The organism is Saccharibacillus qingshengii (genome assembly GCF_013185195.1).
Taxonomy (GTDB): Bacteria; Bacillota; Bacilli; order Paenibacillales; family Paenibacillaceae; genus Saccharibacillus; species Saccharibacillus qingshengii.
Genome location: NZ_JAAZWC010000008.1, coordinates 68,017 through 86,445 on the forward strand (window position 1 = coordinate 68,017; position 18,429 = coordinate 86,445).

An 18,429-nucleotide genomic window follows, 5' to 3' on the forward strand; every position below is an offset into this window, starting at 1 on the left:
CTCCTAACCCTGCGCCCGCTGCTGCCGCGATCGTTCCTTATCCGGCCACGTCGCGGCGTTTGAATCCAGTATACCCCGCGGCCAGAAACAGCGCCATGTACACCCCCAGGACGATCAACGAGAACCCGATCGACATGCCGGGCAGGGGCGGTCCCGCCTTCTCATAAATCGTAAGATCCGCATTCGGGAACAGGAAGTATTTATAAAAGTCTTTGAAAATGACGATTCCGCCGAACATGCTGCCCGTAAGTCCAGCCCCGATCGCCACGCCGGTCGAGCGCGTCAGCGCCCCCATCATAAAGCTCAGCGTTACGTAAACGAGCGAATACACGAACCCGTACATGCCCGACTGCAGGGCATCCGCCCACTGCGCCCCCGTGCCTCCGAAGCCGAACGCGAATCCGCCTGCCGCATATAAGGATAGTCCCGCGACCAGCGTCATCATCAGCGTATAGCCGGCTGCCGCGATGTATTTCGAAGCCAGAATCTCTCCCCGGCTGCGCGAACGGATCAGCAGAAACTTGATCGTTCCCTGCGAATATTCCTGGGCGACTATTCCGGCTGTCCCGACAACCGCCAAGATTGCCGCAAACTGGCCCAGTCCCGAAGCACCGAGCATGGAGGCCAGATACTGCGCAGCCGAGTCTACCTCTGCGACATTCGCCGAAAACTTGTACAGCATGACCGTTACCAGGACCGAGATCGCGGCCAACATCGCCACCGGTACCCAAAAGCTTCTTTTTTTCGTCAGCTTCAGCCATTCGTTCTGGATCAATCTTGTAAAATTACGCAATTTGGCTGCCTCCCGTCCACTGCAGGAATTCGTCTTCCAGCGATTTGGTATTTTCGGTGATCCGGTACACGGCAACGCCGGCAAGACGCAGCGTATCGATCGCATCGGGGATATCGGTATCGGATACCCGGCAGAGCAGCTCGGATTCCGCTTCGCGAACTTCCTGCACTTGAACCCGATCCAGCAGCCGGAGCGCTTCCTGCGCTTGTTCCGGCTTGTCTACCCGAATCCGGATTGCGGGCTGCTGCGAGTCTGTCCGCTGCCCGACCGACTGCTCCGTCACCAATCTGCCGTTTTGGATTACGACGACGCGGCTGCACATCTGCTCGATCTCCGACAGCAGATGGCTGGACACGAGAATGGCAATCCTTTCGGAACAAGCGATTTGCTTGAGATAATCCCGCATTTCGCGAATACCTGCCGGGTCCAGCCCGTTGGTTGGTTCGTCCAGAATAAGCAGTTGGGGCCGATCAAGCAGAGCCTGGGCGATGCCAAGCCGCTGTCGCATCCCCAGCGAGTAGGCTTTGACTTTCTTATGCTGGGCCTCCTCCAGTCCGAGCAGCGCGATCACTTCCCGGATACGGGTATCGGTCACCGAGTCGGTCATCCGGGCCGCCTGCTTCAGGTTGTCGAAACCGCTCATGTACGGATAAAATTCCGGGTTCTCGATAATTCCGCCGACATGCACGATCGCTTCCTTGAATTGAGCGCGGATACTTTTGCCCGCAATCCGTACATCGCCGCCGCTTATCCGAATCAGACCGGTCATCATCCGGATCGCCGTCGTCTTGCCCGCTCCGTTGGGACCGAGCAGACCTACGATTTCACCCTGCTTCACTTCGAACGAGAGCTGGTCTACAATCGTTTTTCGGCCGATCCGTTTGGTCAGGTTCTCCAACTGCAGGACGGTTTCGGGCCGATCGGCGTGATTCGTTTCCTGCGACATCTTCCGCTGCGTCAAAGTCATGTGCTCAATCTCCATGTACTAGTGTTATACTTAAATAGTACACGTGAACACGCAGCTTGTAAACCTTTTTTTGCAAAACAAAAAACGTCCGCTTCTCCCTCGAGGGAAAAACAGACGTTTCGAAAAATAGGCATACGCCGGATCGCGCGGCTGTTTACCGTTCCAGCCCACCGTCTCTGGACAGCAGCGTCTTGAGTTCTTTCATGAACATATTGATATCCTTGAACTGCCGGTACACGGAAGCAAAGCGCACATAGGCAACCTCGTCCACCGGGTACAGCTCCTGCATCACCTGTTCGCCGATGCTCCGGCTCTCGACTTCGGCGACCGCCGTATTACGCAGCGAGCGTTCGACGCGGGAAACGATCGTCTCCAGCTGCTCGACGGATACCGGACGCTTCTCGCAGGCGCGAATCAGGCCCCGCAGAATCTTGTCCCGGCTGAATTCCTCGCGGCTGCCGTCTTTTTTGATGACAATCAGCGGGGTTTCTTCCACCATCTCGAATGTCGTGAACCTGCGGCCGCAGCTTTCGCATTCGCGCCTTCTGCGGATCGACTTATTTTCGTTGGCCGGTCTTGAATCCAGCACTCGGGTACCGCTGTAATCGCAATAAGGACATTTCACTCTCTTCACTTCCCTTCTATCGGCAGCCAAGGCGCCGCGCGCCTTTTTCTCCGGTTCAGAACGTCTCGTAAACTTTCGTATACTGATTATAATAATAAACGACCCGCTGTATATAGTGCCGGGTCTCCCCGATCGGAATGCTGCGTACGTCTTCCAGCGTTCCGTCCCAGGTCCCTTCCCGTATCCATTTCTTCACGTTGCCGGGCCCGGCGTTGTAGGCGGCTACGACCGCCAGACGGTTGTCGCCAAACTGATCGGACAGATTGCGCAGATACCAGGTGCCGATCCGGATGTTCGTGTCCGGTTCATGCTTGATCCGCTCCGGTGTCGCCTGCGGCAGACGTCCCTGCTCGATTGCCCAGTTTGCCGTATCCGGCATCAGCTGCATAATGCCCAGCGCACCGACTTTGGATTCTTTGCTCGGCTTGAAGTTCGTCTCGACCCGAATGATCGAAGCGATCAGAAACGGATCGATATCGTACGATTCGGACTGTTCGCGAATATCTTCTTTGTAGCCGATCGGATACACCCAGGCCATCCAGCCGCTGTTCCAGAACAGGGCGGCCAATACGAGCAGAAACAAAGGCAGCGCGAATCTTTTTTTCCACATTCTCATCGCGGCCCCAGATTCTTCAGCAGCAGATCGACTTGGCGCTCCGTTTCTTCCGGCGATCCTGAATTGTCGATCACCCAGTCGGCTCTGCGCTTCTTGTCTTCGATATCGAGCTGGGCATTCAGCCGCCCTTCGGCCTGCTCCGGCGACAGTCCGTCGCGCAGCATCAGGCGGGCAAGCTGAACTTCCCGCGGTACATAGACCACCACGATCCGCTCGTACAATTCTTCCAGCCCCGATTCGTACAGCAGCGGAATATCGGCCGCTACGACCGCTTGGGGATCGGCAGCTTCGCAGGCTTCGACCTGCCGCCGGATCTCCGCGCGGATCGCCGGATGGACGATTGCGTTAAGCGCCTGCCGCTCTTCCGGCCGGTTGAATATATGCTCGGCCATCCGGCGGCGGTCCAACCCGCCGTCCGGCAGCAGAAATTCGCTTCCGAACCTCCGGGCGACAGCGTCAAGCAGCGGCTGCCCCGGGTTCATCACTTCGCGCGCAATCACATCGGCGTCCACAATCCGCACGCCCCGGGCTTCGAGCAGTTTCGATACGGTGCTCTTGCCCGTGGCGATCCCGCCGGTCAGTCCGATTCTCATGCTTCGTCCCCTCCTTGACCGGGACGTTGGCATTCCGGGCAGTAATGCGTGCCGCGGCCGCCCACGACCATGCGTTCGATCGGAGTGCCGCAGTTATGGCAGGGCTGCCCTTTGCGTCCGTAGATCCGGTGCTGATCCTGGAACGAGCCCGACTCACCCTGGCCGTTCACGTACGACTTGACCGAGGATCCCCCCGCCGCAACCGCTTCGGTGAGAATATCCACAATGCAGCGGTGCAGCCGTTCGAGTTCCGCGGAACTGAGACTTCCCGCCGCACGTTCGGGATGAAGTCCCGCACGGAACAGCGTTTCGTCGACATAAATATTTCCGATTCCGGCGACCACTTCCTGATTGAGCAGTACCGTTTTGAGCCGGGTCTTTTTGCCTGCGAGTTTGGCGCCAAGCGCCTGGGCCGTGAACTCCGGCGCCAGCGGTTCAAGCCCCAACTTGTGCAGAGGCGCTCCAGCAAACTCTTCGCCGGAAGGCAGCAGATCCATGGTGCCGAACTGCCGGACGTCGCGATAGCGAAGTTCCGTTCCGTCGGTAAAATGGAAAATGACATGCGTGTGCTTCTCGACCGGATCGCTCGAGTCATACAGGCCGTATCGGCCTTCCATCCGCAGATGGGACACGATCACCCATCCGTCCAGATTGAAGCGCAGGAACTTGCCGCTGCGCTCGATGCCGCGGACCGTCTGCCCTTCGAGCAGCGCCGCGAACAGCAGCGGGTCTTCCGGGCGGCGCACGATACGCGGCAGGGAGACGGTTACCCGCTGGATTTGTTTGCCTGCAATCAATGTATTTAAAGTCCGTCTGACGGTTTCGACTTCGGGTAATTCGGGCATAGCGCGTACTCACCTTTCCCGCCTCGTCCCGGCCGAATCGGGCCGGGAGGGCTTATTGCAGAAGTTCCCGTTTGATTATACCGGATTTGCAGCGCCGCGAAAACACAGCCTGCAAAGCGGATTACTTGGCTTCGTACCAGTTGGAACCGAAGCTTACGTCCGCTTTGAGCGGCACGGCCAGCTGCAGCGCCCGGGCCATCGTTTCGGGTACAAGAGTTTTCATCAGTTCCATTTCGTCTTCCGGCACTTCGAATACCAATTCGTCATGGACCTGAAGCAGCATGCGGCTCTTGAGTCCGCGCGACGACAATTCGTGATCGACTTTGACCATCGCCAGCTTGATGATATCGGCGGCCGTGCCCTGGATCGGCGTATTCATGGCCGTCCGCTCGGCGAAAGAACGCAGATTGAAACTCGACGAACGGATCTCGGGCAGATAGCGCCGGCGTTCGAGCAGGGTCTTGACGTAGCCGTCCAGCTTCGCCTGTTCGACGATATCGTGCATGTATTTCTGCACTCCGCCGAAGACGGCGAAATACTGATCGATAAAATCGCCGGCTTTTTTGCGCGAAATGCCCAGGTTCTGGGACAGTCCGTAATCGCTGATTCCGTACACGATCCCGAAGTTGACCGCTTTGGCCGAACGGCGCATGTTGGAATCGACTTCTTCGGCGGCTACGCCGAACACGTCCATCGCGGTGCGGGTATGGATATCCGCATCGTGCAGGAAAGCATCCTTCAAGCGTTCATCGTCGGAAATATGGGCCAGCACGCGCAGTTCGATCTGCGAATAGTCGGCGGCCAGGATGCTCCAACCCGGCTGGGAAGGGACGAACGCTTTGCGGATCTTGCGTCCTTCTTCGAGCCGGATCGGAATATTTTGCAGATTCGGGAACTGGCTGCTCAACCGGCCTGTCGCGGTAAGCGCCTGACGGAAGTAGGTATGGACCTTGCCCGTCTCTTCGCGGATTTCTTTGAGCAGTCCTTCAATATAAGTCGACTGCAGTTTGGAGACCTGGCGGTAGTGCAGAATCAGGCGCACGATATCGCTGTGTCCGGCCAGTTCCTCCAGCACTTTGGCGTCGGTGGAATAACCGGTTTTGGTTTTTTTGCCGGAGGGCAGCCCCATTTTCTCGAACAGGATCTCTCCGAGCTGCTTGGGCGAATTGATATTGAATTCCGTCCCCGCCATCTCGTAGATCTCCGTCGTCAACCGGGCGATTTCTTCTTCGAACTCCCGGCCGAGCGCACGCAGGTCTTCCGGATTGACCGTAATGCCCTGCTTTTCCATATCGGCCAGAATACGCGACAGCGGCATCTCCAGATCGTAGAACAAGCCGTTCATCTCGTATTCTTCCAACAGCTCGCGCTGCTTCGGCACGATCGCCGCGATCGCTTCCGCTTTGCGCGCAAGATGCATGCTCAGCGTCTGCTCGTCCGGCAGGGCAAAACGCGCTCCGCGGCCGAAGACCTGTTCGTCGTCGGTCAGGGAAGGCAGTTCGTACTTGGCGGCAAGTCCGCTGACGTTCTGCGCCGTCTCCGTCGGATCGATCAGATAGGCGGCCAGCTGTACGTCGAACGACGCGCCCGCGAACGGTACGCCGTGCCAATGCAGCACAAGGTCGGCCCGATGCAGATCGTAGCCGGTCTTCGGCACATCCTTATCGGCCAGCCACGCGACGATCGGAGCGGCTTCCGGCGATTTGAGCCGTTCGAACGGCAGGTAATAATACCGGTCGCCCCCGTGCAGAATCAGGCCGATTCCGGCCGCATGGTGCGGATTGTCTCCCCGGCTCTCCACATGCAGAATCTCGACCTGCGGCAGGAATCCCACCAGCTCCTCCATATTCCCTTCGTCGGCAATCCGCACATCGATCGGCGCCGCTTCCGGTTCCGGCTCTGCGAAAGGATCTTCTTGTTCGCCGTCCGACGCATACTTCAGTTTGTCGATCAGCGACGCGAACTGAAGTTTCTGCAGTTCCGGAACCGCCGTCGAACGCTTGATTCCCTCAAACGCCAGATCGTCCAGCGATTGGGTCAACGGCACTTCGCGGAAAATGGTCGCAAGCTTCTTGCTGAGTCTGGCGTCTTCGGCATGGGCTTCGATCTTCTCTTTGATCTTGCCTTTGATATCCGCCGTATGTTCCAGCAGGCTCTCGACACTGCCGTATTCATGCAGATACTTGAGCGCCGTCTTCTCGCCGACGCCGGGAATACCCGGAATATTGTCAGACGTATCGCCCATCAGTCCTTTGAGATCGATGATCTGCTGCGGCTTCAGTCCGTAGCGTTCCATGATTTCTTCGGGGCCGTAGGAAATGACGTCGCCGACTCCCTTGCCTTTGAGCATATTGATGCGAACCCGTTCTGAAGCGAGCTGCAGCATATCCTGGTCGCCGCTGACGATGACCGTATCGATCCCTTCGCTTTCGGCTCTCGCGGCGAGCGTTCCGATGATATCGTCGGCTTCGTAGCTGTCCAGTTCGTAGCGGGCAATGCCGAGCGCATCGATCAATTCCTTGAGCATCGGGAACTGTCCCGACAGCTCCTGCGGCGTCTTCTGTCTGCCGGCTTTGTAGGCGGTATAATCGCCATGCCGGAAAGTAACTTTGCCCGCGTCGAACGCGACCATGATATGTGTCGGATTCTCGTCCGCAATCAAACGGGTGAGCATCAGCATGAACCCGTATACGGCGTTGATCGGTTTGCCGTCGGCCGTGGTCAACGGAGCGGTAATGCCGTAGAAAGCGCGATAAATCAGGTTGTTGCCATCGAGCATCATCAATTTCGTCATCTTCGCAACCTCGTTTCGCTGGAATCTTCGTATTTCTATGATACCATCAAACGACAAAAAAACCGAACAGGGTTCGGCCTTTTCGCTGTCTTCGCCCGGCTGTGCGCCGGAACCCCACGCTTCCTAATCCCGATCAAAAATCGGAGTCGTCTTTGCCGCTGCGCATATCCATCCGAAGCAGATCGCCGGTCAGCTGACGACGCTTCAACCAGAGATAGGTCGCCACCGTGGAACCCAAAATGAAAAGCAGCGACGCGGCATATCCCCACTTCCAGCCCAACTCGGGCATGTGTTCGAAATTCATTCCCCAGATCGCGCCCAGCGCCGTGGTCGGCGTCAGCATCACCGTATAGACGGTCAGGGCTTTCATGATATCGTTCGAACGATAGTTGGTCAGATTGTCGTCGACCCGCAGCAGCGAATCGATCTCGTCGCCGTATTCCCTCTGCAGCATGCCGACCCGGTTCAGGCGCAGCTGCAGACGGTGCATAATTCCCGATTCGCCCAGCGTTTCGTGAAAGACTTCTTCCGCCGCAAAGCGGATTTCCTTGACCGGAACAACCTGCGAATTCCAGTACGTCAGATCGCTGCGCAGGCCGATGATCCGTTTGAGCATGAATTTGTCGTTGCGGCGGCTCATCGCTTCTTCCACTTCGGTGACCCGCTTTTCGATTTCGTCCACTTTGATAAAAAAGGTCTCCAGCACTTCGCCGGCAAGCGTAAGCAGCCCTTCCACCGGGTGCGGACAGCGCTCTACCGCTTCGTACAGCTCGGAGAGGTTCATCCGGACCGGCACTTCGTCCAGGGAACCGATCGTAATCAGCTGCCGCTCGGTCACATAGTAATGCAGCAGCAGTCTCCGGCCCTGATTCTCCGGGTTCATGCCAAGCGCCAGCGTTCCGCTTAATACAGGCCCTTCCTGCAGATGCGAAACGGCCCGCGTCCGGTTATGTACACGGCTTACGCTTTCCGTCAGCCATTCTTTCACGGAAGCTCCGAAGTCCGTATGCTCCGATGCTTCCTGTATATCCCGCAATCGGTACCAGCGCCACTCTTCGCTCCGGTTATCCGCTTTGTTTTCCTGCATGTCCATCCTCCGTCTGTTGGTTTCGCATCGGCCCGGCCTGGGCCTGTCTGCAGATTATCATACCATATCGCGCTCAGCGGTTTCGCGGATCATTCGCCGGTAGCCTCTTACCGACAAGGCCGCGAAGCTCAGATAGGTCAGCGTGTAGAGCAGCAGGGCGGCGGCAGCCGGAACGAACAGATTCGACAGCGCCAAGGCGGATGCGGCCCGGACGGCGAAGATCGAATGGAGCAGTCCGATCGCAAGCGGGACGGCGAATACGAACAGCTGCTTGCGGACCGCGCCCGCCATCATCTCGCGTTCGTCGATCCCAAGCCTGCGCAGCACGGCATAATCCGGCTTCTCCGCGTCAGCTTCGGCCATCTGCCGAAGATACAGCAGACTGCCCGTGGAAACCAGGAAGACAAACCCCAGAAAAGCGGCGATAAACAGCAGCAGTCCGAATTTGTGCAGCGACTCTCTATAGAAGAAGACAAAATACGGATGCATGCCCGGCCTTGCGCCATCGTCGGCATAGGCTTCCGAAGCGGCCGCACGCCGATTCGGGTCGGCGATCCGGTAAAGGTCGAGCCGAACTTCTTCGCACAAGGCAGAGTTCCGGCACTGCATGCGCAGCTCCTGCACCCCGGCTGCGCGGACGACGAACTGTCGGCCGCGCACGCTGTAATTCACCGCATAGCGATCCAGGCTGCGTGCGATCCGCAGACCGCCGCCGCTGAGTCCCGTTTCGCCGCGTCCTGCTCTTTCTTCCGTATCCATACCCGGATGAAGCGGGTTCCAGACTCTGCCGGCGTCCCTTCCTTCCCGAAGCGGCTGCCGCTCCAGTCCCCGGTAAGCGAAAGCTTCTCCGGGACCGGGCAGATCGGGCAGCGCTCCGCCCGGGTCTGCACCGGATATATGCCAAGCGGCGGCTTCCTCCCCGGCGTAAACCAGCGACTCGGCCGGCAGCAGCAGACTTCCCGCGTTCTGCGGCGTGTCGCCTGCGCCCCGCACGCGAAGCGCAGGCACGGACCGGTGTGTGAAGACCAAAGCTTTTTGCTCCAGCCGTGCCTCGAAAGCTTGCGCCTGGTGCGGCATATTCTCAAAAACAAAATCGTCGGGCATCATCGCCCTCGACTCGGTTTCCGCCGAATAATACAGCGAAGACGCAAGGGCGAGCAGGGTCAGCATCAATGCGGACAGAATCGTAATCCAGGTCAGCGAATTGGCGGTACTCTTCATCCGGTGCATGATGGGAGCCAGCGACAGACTTTGGGCGATACTCAAATGTCCGTTCTGTCGGGAACGGATATAGGCGAGCAGCCCGCCGATCGCGACACGCAGCAGCAAATACGTGCCTGCCAAGGCAGCGCCGAGAACGATAGGCAGAATCGCCAGCCCCTGCGGCCTCGCGATTCGGTCCGCAAGCGAGTAGCCGGCGGCAATCAGCGCAGCGGAAGCCAGACCCGCCAAGGCGGCCCGGCCTTCTGTTTCTTTCGCAGGAAGGCTCCGAGCGACCGCTTCAAACCTCGGCAGAGGCGAACGCAGGATGCCGATCCCGATCTGCACCAGCGCGAGCACGATCAGCCCCGCGAAGACGCCTATCGTCTGGAGAGCGGCAGTCCCGGAAAAAGAAAGCGGCACTTCGCGCCCGGCGTCGATGAGTTTCAGCAGCAGAAGCCAAAAAAAACGCGAAGCGAGCGCTCCGGCACACGTACCCATCAGAAGAGCCGCCGCGCCCAGCAGCGCTTGCTCCGCAAGCAGCAGCCTCGCCACTTCGAGTCGGCTTAGACCCGCCAGCTGGTACAAACCGATCTCCCGGCTGCGCCGCTTCAGGAAAAGCCGGTTTGCCCGAAAAACAAAAGCTCCTCCGATCAGCACCGTCAGGATACCGGCCGCCTGGAACACCTCGGCAGAGCGGAAACCGCCTACAGCTGCGGACTCGGCAGGAGCTTCATTCTGCAAAAAAGCAAAAATAAAATACAGAGCCGCGCTGCACGCAAGCGCAAAACCATAAAATACGTAAGAAGAAGCGTTTGCTCGCATACTGCGCACGATCCAATCAAAGCGTGTCCACATGGTCGCCTCCGAGCACGGCCTGCACATTAAGAATTTCTTTAAAAAAAGCCTGGCGCGACCGCTCGCCTTTGTACACTTCGGAGTAGATCGCTCCGTCTCTGAGAAAAACCACGCGGCTGCAGTAGCTCGACACCGCCGGGTCGTGGGTCGCCATCAGGAACGTCACGCCTTGAACGCGGTTCAGCCGCTCCATCAGCCCGAGCAGCGAAGACGCGGACTTGGAATCGAGTGCTCCCGTCGGTTCATCGGCGAATACGATCGAAGGCTCCCGGATCAGCGCCCGGGCCGCGGACGTCCGCTGGCGCTGGCCGCCGGACAACTCGGACGGGTAGCGGGCCGCAAGATCCAGAAGTTCAAGTTCTGCGGCAATACGCCGGAACCTTTCTTCCGCCTCCGCTTTTGGCATACGGCCCAGCGAGACGGGAAGCAGCACGTTTTCTTTGACCGTCAGCATGTCCAGCAGATTGTAATCCTGAAAAATAAGCCCCAGCCGCTGCCGGCGGAACTCGGCCAGCCGGGCTGTTCCCCATCGCCGTGATCTCCGTGCCCCCGATCCGGATTCGGCCTTCGGTCGCCCGGTCGATCGCGGCCAGTACATTCAGCAGCGTCGATTTGCCGGAACCGGAAGGACCCATAATCCCGACGAATTCCCCATGCGCGATGCGAAGATCGATACCTCTCAGCACCTGCTGGATATTGCCTCTGACCCCGAAGGACTTGCGGACTTTCTCGGCATGCAGCGCCGCTGCGGATGAAGCGATGCCGCCGGCGAATATCAAATCTTCGAAATCGATAGGAACGACCTCCTTTCGGTTGGAATACGGTCAGCCGGATTCGGGCTGCCCGCGAAGCGGCGGCCGTTCGCTTGGGACCGTCTCGCCGGGAACCGTCTCGCTTAGGTCCGTCTCGCTGGGAATCGTCTCTTTGGGAGCCGTTTCGCCCCGGAGCGTTTGAAGAGGGTTCGCGGCCGGGAAATTCAGGCTTGCCGAAGTGCCGGCATCCGGCTTGGAACGGACTTCCAGCGCCAGACCGATCTTGTCTGCGACGGTCCGGGCCAGATACAGGCCAAGACCCGTCGCCGCATTTTGCAGTCTTCCGTTGCCTCCCGTAAATCCTTTGTCAAAAATACGCGGCAGATCGTGCGGCGCAATGCCGGGTCCTTCGTCCCGGACGGTCAACGCCGCGGCCCCGTTCGGCAGGGAAACGATATTCAGGGTAATCAAGCCGCCGTCCGGACTGTACTTGACCGCATTCGTCAGCAGCTGCCGGAGAACGAACCGGCACCATTTGAGATCGGTCCGAACCTCGGCGTCTTCTCCTGCAAATTCCACCGCGATATTTTTCTCCACGCACCAGGCGGCCAGATCGCGCACTTCCCGGGCGGCCAGTCGGCGGAGTTCGGTCCGCTCCATCACACAGTCGGCTTCAAGGGAAGGCAGCCGGGACATATACAAACGGCGGTCGACCAGCAGATGTACCCGCAGCCATTCGGACTCGAGGCGGCGTACGGCCGGACTGCTTCGGTCCGCATCGATCAGCAGCTTCATTGCAGTCAGCGGCGTCTTGACTTCGTGTACCCAGGCGGCCATATCGTCCCGATCCGAAGAACGTGCGGAGAAGCTGCCGGACATCTGCTGCGCATGCCAGAGGTCTACCGCTTGCAGCATCCGGTTGGCCGCTTGTTCATCCAGGAAACGGGCAGCCGGAAGAACCTGCGCCCAGTCCGCCTCCGGGGATTCGGCCAGTTCCAGCAGCCTCCGGGCATGTTTCGTTTCCCGCACAAAGCGCCAACCGAGAAATCCGGCAAAAGCGGCCGCCAGCACCAGATTCAGATACAGGAGCGACTCCGGACGAAGCGCGATGCCGCTGTCGATCCAGATCAGCAGATCCGTGAACAGAAGGGCGAAGAGACTCCGAACAGAATCCAGCTTTTACGGTCATACAAATAACGAAATACCACGCCGTCTCCTCCTCACTCCTCACAGCGTCGCCGCCATATAACCCAGTCCTTTTTTGGTGACTATCGCTTCTTCCAGTCCGAATACCGCCAGCTTCTGCCGCAGCCTTGTGATATTCGCGGTGAGCGTATTGTCGTTGACAAATTGTTCATCGTCCCACAGCCTGCGAATCAAATCGCGGCGCGAGACGATCGTATCCCCCGATTTGACAAGCAGGACAAGAATGAAAAATTCGTTGCGGGTCAACGCAGCTTCCTGTCCTTCCCTGCGGATCAGTCCCCGATTTATGTCCAATACCGCTCCGTTCCATTCGATCAGTTCGTCCGCTTCTTCCCGGTAAGAGTAAGTCCGGCGAAGAACCGCTTGAATCTGGGCCAGCAGAACATCCATATGAAAAGGCTTCTGGATGTAATCGTCCGCGCCCATATTCATCGCCATCACCATGTCCAGCGGATGATCGCGGGAGGAGAGGAACAAGATAGGCACTTTGGATACGGCCCGGATCTCCCGGCACCAATGAAAACCGTCGTACATGGGCAGCTGGATATCGATGATGACCAGCTGGGGCTGCACGCGAATATAGGTGCTCATGATATCGTCGTAACGTTCCGGTCCTTCCACGCGAAAAGACCACTGCTCCAGCCGTTCTTTCAGCGCACGGAAGATAGCTGTATCGTCTTCGATGATCAAAATGGTCGCTTCCACCGGCTTTCTCTCCTTTCAGCGATTCGCGGCGATCCAAGCCAGCCGCCGATCCTGCTTCCGATGCGTTCATCATACCACCTTGGCCCGAAGCGTATACCAAAAAGAAGCGGCCAAAGCCGCTCCTCCCGCTTCGATCTTATTGCGGCTCCAGCATTGTGAACAGCAGAGCCGCCAGTTCCTGCTTGAGCAGCGGCTGCTGCGGCTTATAATCGGACTTTCCGGCGGATTCGGTCACTTCCGGTCCGTGCAGCTTCCACAGGACGGCGGAGCTGACCGCCTGGGCCGCCCAGTCCGAGGCGCCCGGCTTCAGGCGGGCCGACGGATCGGGCTGACGGATACCGGTCACCGCAAGCAGTCGGACGACGATCGAAGCGGCTTCTTCGCGCCGAATCGGCCGGTCGGGTTCGAACAGTCCGCTGCCTGTCCCGCTCAGCAGACCGGCTTCCACGGCGGCTTGAATATCTCTGCCATAAGGCGAACGGACGGTGTCTTTGAACAGCGGCGGGTTCGGGGAAGGCGGAAGGCTCCAGACCGCATTGAACGCCTGGATGAACGCGCCGCGGGATACGGTCTCTTCGGGGCGAAACGGCTGCGAAGCCTCTCCGCCGGTATACCCGAGCGATTTGAGAGGGAGAATATAAGGAGCGTAAGGATGCTCCGCAGGCACATCCAGGAACGCGGCAGGATGCTCGGGCACCTTGACCGAATAGCTGAACAGATTGGAGTATTTCATATCGATGATCTGTCCGTCCGGGTCGGCCTTGAACGCAAGCGGAGCCCCCTGCTCGTCCACAAACAGCAGCTCGCCGATCTGCTTCAGACGATGCCGGCTGAACAGATCGCTCACGACAAGCGATCCGTCGCCGTCCGTTTCGATCCGTGTAAACAGCTTGATACGCAGATCGGAATACAGCCCCGTAAAGCGGGCCAATTCCTGCCGGGAGTTCGGCTGAAATCCCGGAGCCGCACGGTAGATCGATTTGCCCGGATAATAGCGATCCATAAAAGCCGTGAACAGCTCCGAACGGAGTTCGCTGTTTGCGTTATACGACACGAATACGCCCGTGCTCCGATCCGGCAGCAGCCACAGCAGCGAACTGTAACCCTGAATATCGCCTCCTTTGGAAACAACCCGCTCGCCGTTCGTCTTGGACGGAACGACGGCTCCTTCCAAGCCGTAGGTCGTGTCCGGCAGCGAAGGATGGATCGCGGCCTGGTAGGTCATCATGGCTTGGACCGATTCGGGCGACAAGACGGTCTCTCCCGTTTTTGTACGGCCGCCGTTTTGAAGCATTTGGATAAAGCTCGCCATATCGTCAGCCGTCGAGACCATACTTCCTTCCGGCCATTCTTCCGGCGAGAATCGGTACACCGGAATCGCTTCGGCATCCGGCCCGTAAGAAGGCACGAGATGCCGCTCGTCGGCTTCGGTCAGACTGAAATCGCTGGAGGTCATGCCAAGCGGTCGGAACAGATGGTTGTCCATATAACTGCCGAACGATTCTCCGCTGACCTGCTGTACGAGATAGCCCTGAAGCCTTGAAGCAAAATTATCGTACATGTAGGAAGTCCCCGGCTCGCGGACAACCGGAGGGAACACTTCGAACACGCTCTCCGCAAGAGAAACCGGCTTTCGGGACCGATCCGTCACATAACCGGCGTCCGGCGGTTCCCGGACTTCGAATCCCGTCGTATGCGTCAGCAGGTCTCCCACGGTCACCTTTTTCCCGTACGGATTGTTCAATGTATAGCCATCCAGATACAATTCGATATCGTCGTCGAGCGAAATTCGCCCCTGATCCACCAGCTGCATAACGGCCGCGGCGGTAAACACTTTCGACACGGAACCGATCCGGAACCGATCCCGTGCTTCGGTTGTACCGCCCGGCATCTGCGCGGCTTCGCCGTAAGTCCGGGAAGCCAGCACTCTGCCGTTTTGTACGACCGACACGGCGGCCGCCCCTCCAGGCTTGGCGATATCGTCGCGGGCGAAGAAATCGTCCAGAAAAGCCTGGACTTCCGCCGCATCGCGCGGCCCCTGTCCGGCTTTGGCGGCGGGAGCGGAAGATCCGGATGCCCGGTCTGCGGCGGAAACCGCGAAGACGGATCCGCCGTGTATCGGGAGGATCGGCAGGATCAGCAGCAGCGACGCCGTCAGCTTCCCTATTCGCCCAGCCCTGCGTGCTTTCTTTCCGATCCGTTCCGGGCTGCGGCCCTTTTTCCGCTGTCGGTCGTTTGGTTCCGATCGGACCTCCCGGTCATTCCGATGCTTCGGACCTTGATTCGGCTTCCCGTTTGCCTGCTGCCCTGTCATTTCTATCCTCTCCCTGCTTTTCGAATTCGGGGAAGCCGTACTGTCCTTCGGTTATTCCCGTTTCTCCATTGTAGAAGAGGAAGCAGACCCGGTCGCCCGATCCGGATGACAAGCAGGAGAAAATCGTGACATTGTCGTCACATTGGACGAAGCGGGGTTCCCGATCCCGAACAGGCAAAAAAAAGCCCGCGACGATTCGAAGCGAGAGCGCTTCGGATCGTATGCGGACTTGGTTCCGATCAGACAAACTGAACGAAGATGCCTCCTGAACGGGGGGATCAGGGCGACAGGCGGGGAATATCAGGAATTCAGATCCGGACGGTGTCCGGTCACGAGGAACACGACATTCTCGCCGATATTCGTCGCGTGATCGGCAATCCGCTCGATATAGCGGCCGACCATCTGGAGCAGCATCATCTGCGGTGCCGCTTCCGGCTTTTCGAGCAGCAGCGCGTACAATTCGCGCAGCATGGAGCCGTACAGTTCATCGACTTCGTCATCGTCCTTGGCCATTTTGTAAGCCAGATCCGTATTCTCGTCCATGTAAGAACGAAGCGATTCGGAGATCATGGACGAAGCGATGCCTGCCATATGCGGGATATCCACCAGAGGCTTGACCGCCGTTTGCCCATCCAGGCGCACGGTCACTTTGGCGATATCGCGGGCCAGATCGCCCATCCGCTCCAGGTCGCTCGAAATTTTGAAAGCCACGATAATGCGCCGAAGATCTTTGGCAACCGGCTGCTGCGTGATAATCAGCTGCGAACCCAGTTCCAGAATTTCCTCTTCGAGTACGTTCAGCTCTCCGTCACGTCGGATTACTTCTTCCGCCTTGACCAGATCGGCGGTCTTAAGCGACTCTACCGCTTCTTTTAGAGCTTCGTCCATGCGCGTACCCATCTTGATAAGCAGTTCGCGAAGCTGGTTCAATCCCATGTCAAAATCTGTTCTGCGGACCATATGGAAACGACCTCCTTTATTTGTGATTAACCAAACCGGCCGGAAATGTAATCTTCCGTGCGCGAATCTTCCGGCGTGGAAAATAAAGTTTTCGTCTCCGCCGCTTCTATGACTTCGCCGTTCAGGAAAAAGACCGTTTTGTCGGACACACGTGCCGCTTGGTGCATATTGTGCGTCACCATGACGATCGTGTAGCGGTGCTTGATTTCGCGGATCAGTTCTTCGATCTTCGCCGTCGAAATCGGATCGAGTGCGGAAGTGGATTCGTCCATCAGCAGAACGTCGGGCTTGACCGCAAGAGCGCGTGCGATACATAGACGCTGCTGCTGTCCGCCGGACAGTCCGAATGCCGAATGCTTCTGCAGATCTTTCACTTCATCCCAGAGCGCGGCCTGCTTCAGACTTTCCTCGACAATCTCGTCCAGCTCCTGCTTTTTGCTGATCCCTTTGAGACGCGGGCCGTAAGCCACGTTCTCGTAGATAGACTTCGGAAACGGATTCGGCTGCTGGAATACCATGCCGACACGTTTGCGCAGCGATTCGACTTCCATGTTTTTATCGTAAATATCGTCGCCCGCGAGCGACACGAGTCCTTCGATCCGGGTGCCGGCGATTTGGTCGTTCATTCGGTTCAACGTCCGAAGCAGCGTCGACTTGCCGCAGCCCGAAGGTCCAATAAAGGCGGTTGCCGCTTTTTCGGGAATATCCAGGTTAACGTTCTTGAGTGCATGAAACTGCTCGTAATACAGATCCAGCTTTTCGGTACGAATAATCGGTTCCATTCTTCTGAGTCTCCTTCGCGGTTCTCCTCAAGCCAGTTTATCCCCGGAATGTTAAACACGTTAAGAAGAATTGTAAACGCAGCGTAAAATTTGTCCGATACACGCTTATTGCGTCTGTTTATACGGAATCGAGCGAATTTTCCAGCGTTTTGCGAACCGTTCCGATCTCCTGCAGGGCGCTTTCCGTCAAACCGTAAGTAAACCGCCCTCCCTGTTCGGAACCGTCGGCCGATCTCGATACCTTGAGGAACTCTTCGTCGGCCGCCCCCATCCGGTCCGCCGCTCCCCGAATCCGCGTCTCGGCTTCTTCCATCCCGCTCGCCGCATTCAGACTGAGCGTATGCATGCGTTCCAGCAGAGCGGCGATCCCGTCCGACAGCAGACGGGTAGACTCGGCCAAAGTCCGGACTTCTCCGGCCACCACGGCAAATCCGCGGCCGGACTCTCCCGCCCGCGCCGCTTCGATCGAAGCGTTCAGTGCCAGCAGCGAACTGGTTCCGGCTATGCCGCGGATCGAACCTGTCGCTTCCGCGATCTCCCGGGCGCAGGCGACCAGGCCGCCGATCGAACCGCGCTGCTGCGCAATGGCTTCCGAAGCCTGCGCAAAAGCCGTTCCGGCTTCCGACAGCGCGCGGCGGCCTTCTTTGGTGCGGCGGTTCATGGTCTCCGCTTCCCGCACTACGCTGCCCGCCGCATCGTGGATCTCGGCAAGCGAGCCCGATACGCCTTCCAGCATCCGGCGGCTGCCGGCGACCTGCTTCTGGCGTTCAAGCGCAGAACGTCCCTGCAGATCCCGGGACAGCCGAATGAGATCGCGCACGGTCAATACGCCTTCACAGCGGCCCTGCCGGGTCAGAACCACACAATCCGAGAAGGACTCGTCTTCTCTGGTCAGCGCGGTATCGATCAGTTCGGCCGGACACATGACGGATTCGGCCGTCAGCGGAAGAGTACCCGACGCTCCCATCACCGAACGGTCGTAGAACAGTTCGGGAGCGAAGCGGCCAGTCAGCTTGCGGTAGAAAGCATCCCGCATCAGCAGAAGCAGAGGCCGTCCATCCGGCGAGCAGACCACGATGCAGGGAGCGGCCGGTTCCCGTTTGAATACCTGCAGCGCTTCGAAGCAGGTCAGTTCGGGACCTATGATCGGAACCTGCCTGGCGTAATCCGAGAGCAGCGGCTCGTTGTCGCCGCCGCTTTCCTGTTCGAACGGCAGCCGCTCCTCGTCTTGTCCTTCCCATTCCTCTGCGAACCTTTGCGACTCCAGACCCAAACTTTCCTTTTCCAGCGTGCCCGCTCCCGGCATTCACGTTTCTCCCCTGTCTTTTTCCT

At 58.5% G+C, this 18,429-nt stretch carries 15 protein-coding genes and 1 pseudogene; all 16 read right to left on the reverse strand.

Going from position 1 to position 18,429, the window contains the following annotated elements; all coding sequences use genetic code 11:
• Nucleotides 1-37: 37 nt before the first annotated feature.
• Entirely contained in the window at nucleotides 38-793 is a 756-nt protein-coding gene (locus HRQ60_RS09050) for an ABC transporter permease (protein ID WP_172195484.1), read from the reverse strand.
• Nucleotides 786-1,760: an ABC transporter ATP-binding protein gene (locus tag HRQ60_RS09055; protein ID WP_172195485.1), complete on the reverse strand. Its 975-nt coding sequence runs from the start codon at nucleotides 1,758-1,760 to the stop codon at nucleotides 786-788. The genes HRQ60_RS09050 and HRQ60_RS09055 overlap by 8 nt, the downstream gene beginning before the upstream one ends.
• 154 nt (nucleotides 1,761-1,914) lie before the next feature.
• Nucleotides 1,915-2,385 carry a transcriptional regulator NrdR gene (gene nrdR, locus HRQ60_RS09060; protein ID WP_172195486.1) on the reverse strand — a complete coding sequence of 157 codons (471 nt, stop codon included), beginning with the start codon at nucleotides 2,383-2,385 and terminating at the stop codon, nucleotides 1,915-1,917.
• A gap of 55 nt (nucleotides 2,386-2,440) precedes the next feature.
• The gene (locus tag HRQ60_RS09065; RefSeq protein WP_172195487.1) at nucleotides 2,441-3,001 is read right to left on the reverse strand and encodes a lytic transglycosylase domain-containing protein; all 561 of its coding nucleotides are present in this window, start codon (nucleotides 2,999-3,001) and stop codon (nucleotides 2,441-2,443) included.
• Entirely contained in the window at nucleotides 2,998-3,594 is a 597-nt protein-coding gene (gene coaE, locus HRQ60_RS09070; protein WP_172195488.1) for a dephospho-CoA kinase, read from the reverse strand. The genes HRQ60_RS09065 and coaE overlap by 4 nt, the downstream gene beginning before the upstream one ends.
• On the reverse strand, nucleotides 3,591-4,439 hold the full coding sequence (gene mutM, locus HRQ60_RS09075) for a DNA-formamidopyrimidine glycosylase (RefSeq protein WP_172195489.1): 849 nt from the start codon (nucleotides 4,437-4,439) through the stop codon (nucleotides 3,591-3,593). The genes coaE and mutM overlap by 4 nt, the downstream gene beginning before the upstream one ends.
• Before the next feature lie 121 nt (nucleotides 4,440-4,560).
• Complete coding sequence (gene polA / locus HRQ60_RS09080) at nucleotides 4,561-7,233, reverse strand: DNA polymerase I (protein WP_172195490.1); 2,673 nt, start codon at nucleotides 7,231-7,233, stop codon at nucleotides 4,561-4,563.
• Between the two features lie 133 nt (nucleotides 7,234-7,366).
• Nucleotides 7,367-8,320, reverse strand: coding sequence for a magnesium transporter CorA family protein (locus HRQ60_RS09085; RefSeq protein ID WP_172195491.1), 954 nt, complete (start codon nucleotides 8,318-8,320; stop codon nucleotides 7,367-7,369).
• Between the two features lie 57 nt (nucleotides 8,321-8,377).
• Complete coding sequence (locus HRQ60_RS09090; RefSeq protein WP_172195492.1) at nucleotides 8,378-10,378, reverse strand: ABC transporter permease; 2,001 nt, start codon at nucleotides 10,376-10,378, stop codon at nucleotides 8,378-8,380.
• Nucleotides 10,362-11,139: pseudogene (locus HRQ60_RS09095) on the reverse strand (ABC transporter ATP-binding protein). The gene HRQ60_RS09090 and the pseudogene HRQ60_RS09095 overlap by 17 nt, the downstream one beginning before the upstream one ends.
• A gap of 63 nt (nucleotides 11,140-11,202) precedes the next feature.
• Nucleotides 11,203-12,159: a sensor histidine kinase gene (locus HRQ60_RS09100; protein ID WP_343044652.1), complete on the reverse strand. Its 957-nt coding sequence runs from the start codon at nucleotides 12,157-12,159 to the stop codon at nucleotides 11,203-11,205.
• 198 nt (nucleotides 12,160-12,357) lie between these two features.
• Nucleotides 12,358-13,041, reverse strand: a complete 684-nt coding sequence (locus tag HRQ60_RS09105; RefSeq protein WP_172195493.1) for a response regulator — start codon at nucleotides 13,039-13,041, stop codon at nucleotides 12,358-12,360.
• A gap of 136 nt (nucleotides 13,042-13,177) precedes the next feature.
• Nucleotides 13,178-15,355, reverse strand: coding sequence for a serine hydrolase domain-containing protein (locus tag HRQ60_RS09110; protein ID WP_172195494.1), 2,178 nt, complete (start codon nucleotides 15,353-15,355; stop codon nucleotides 13,178-13,180).
• Between the two features lie 300 nt (nucleotides 15,356-15,655).
• The gene (phoU, locus tag HRQ60_RS09115; protein ID WP_172195495.1) at nucleotides 15,656-16,315 is read right to left on the reverse strand and encodes a phosphate signaling complex protein PhoU; all 660 of its coding nucleotides are present in this window, start codon (nucleotides 16,313-16,315) and stop codon (nucleotides 15,656-15,658) included.
• Nucleotides 16,316-16,341: 26 nt separating this feature from the next.
• Nucleotides 16,342-17,097, reverse strand: a complete 756-nt coding sequence (gene pstB, locus HRQ60_RS09120; RefSeq protein WP_172195496.1) for a phosphate ABC transporter ATP-binding protein PstB — start codon at nucleotides 17,095-17,097, stop codon at nucleotides 16,342-16,344.
• 118 nt (nucleotides 17,098-17,215) lie between these two features.
• A complete protein-coding gene (locus HRQ60_RS23895) occupies nucleotides 17,216-18,403 on the reverse strand; it encodes a methyl-accepting chemotaxis protein (RefSeq protein WP_172195497.1) in 1,188 nt (395 codons plus the stop codon).
• Nucleotides 18,404-18,429: the final 26 nt, after the last annotated feature.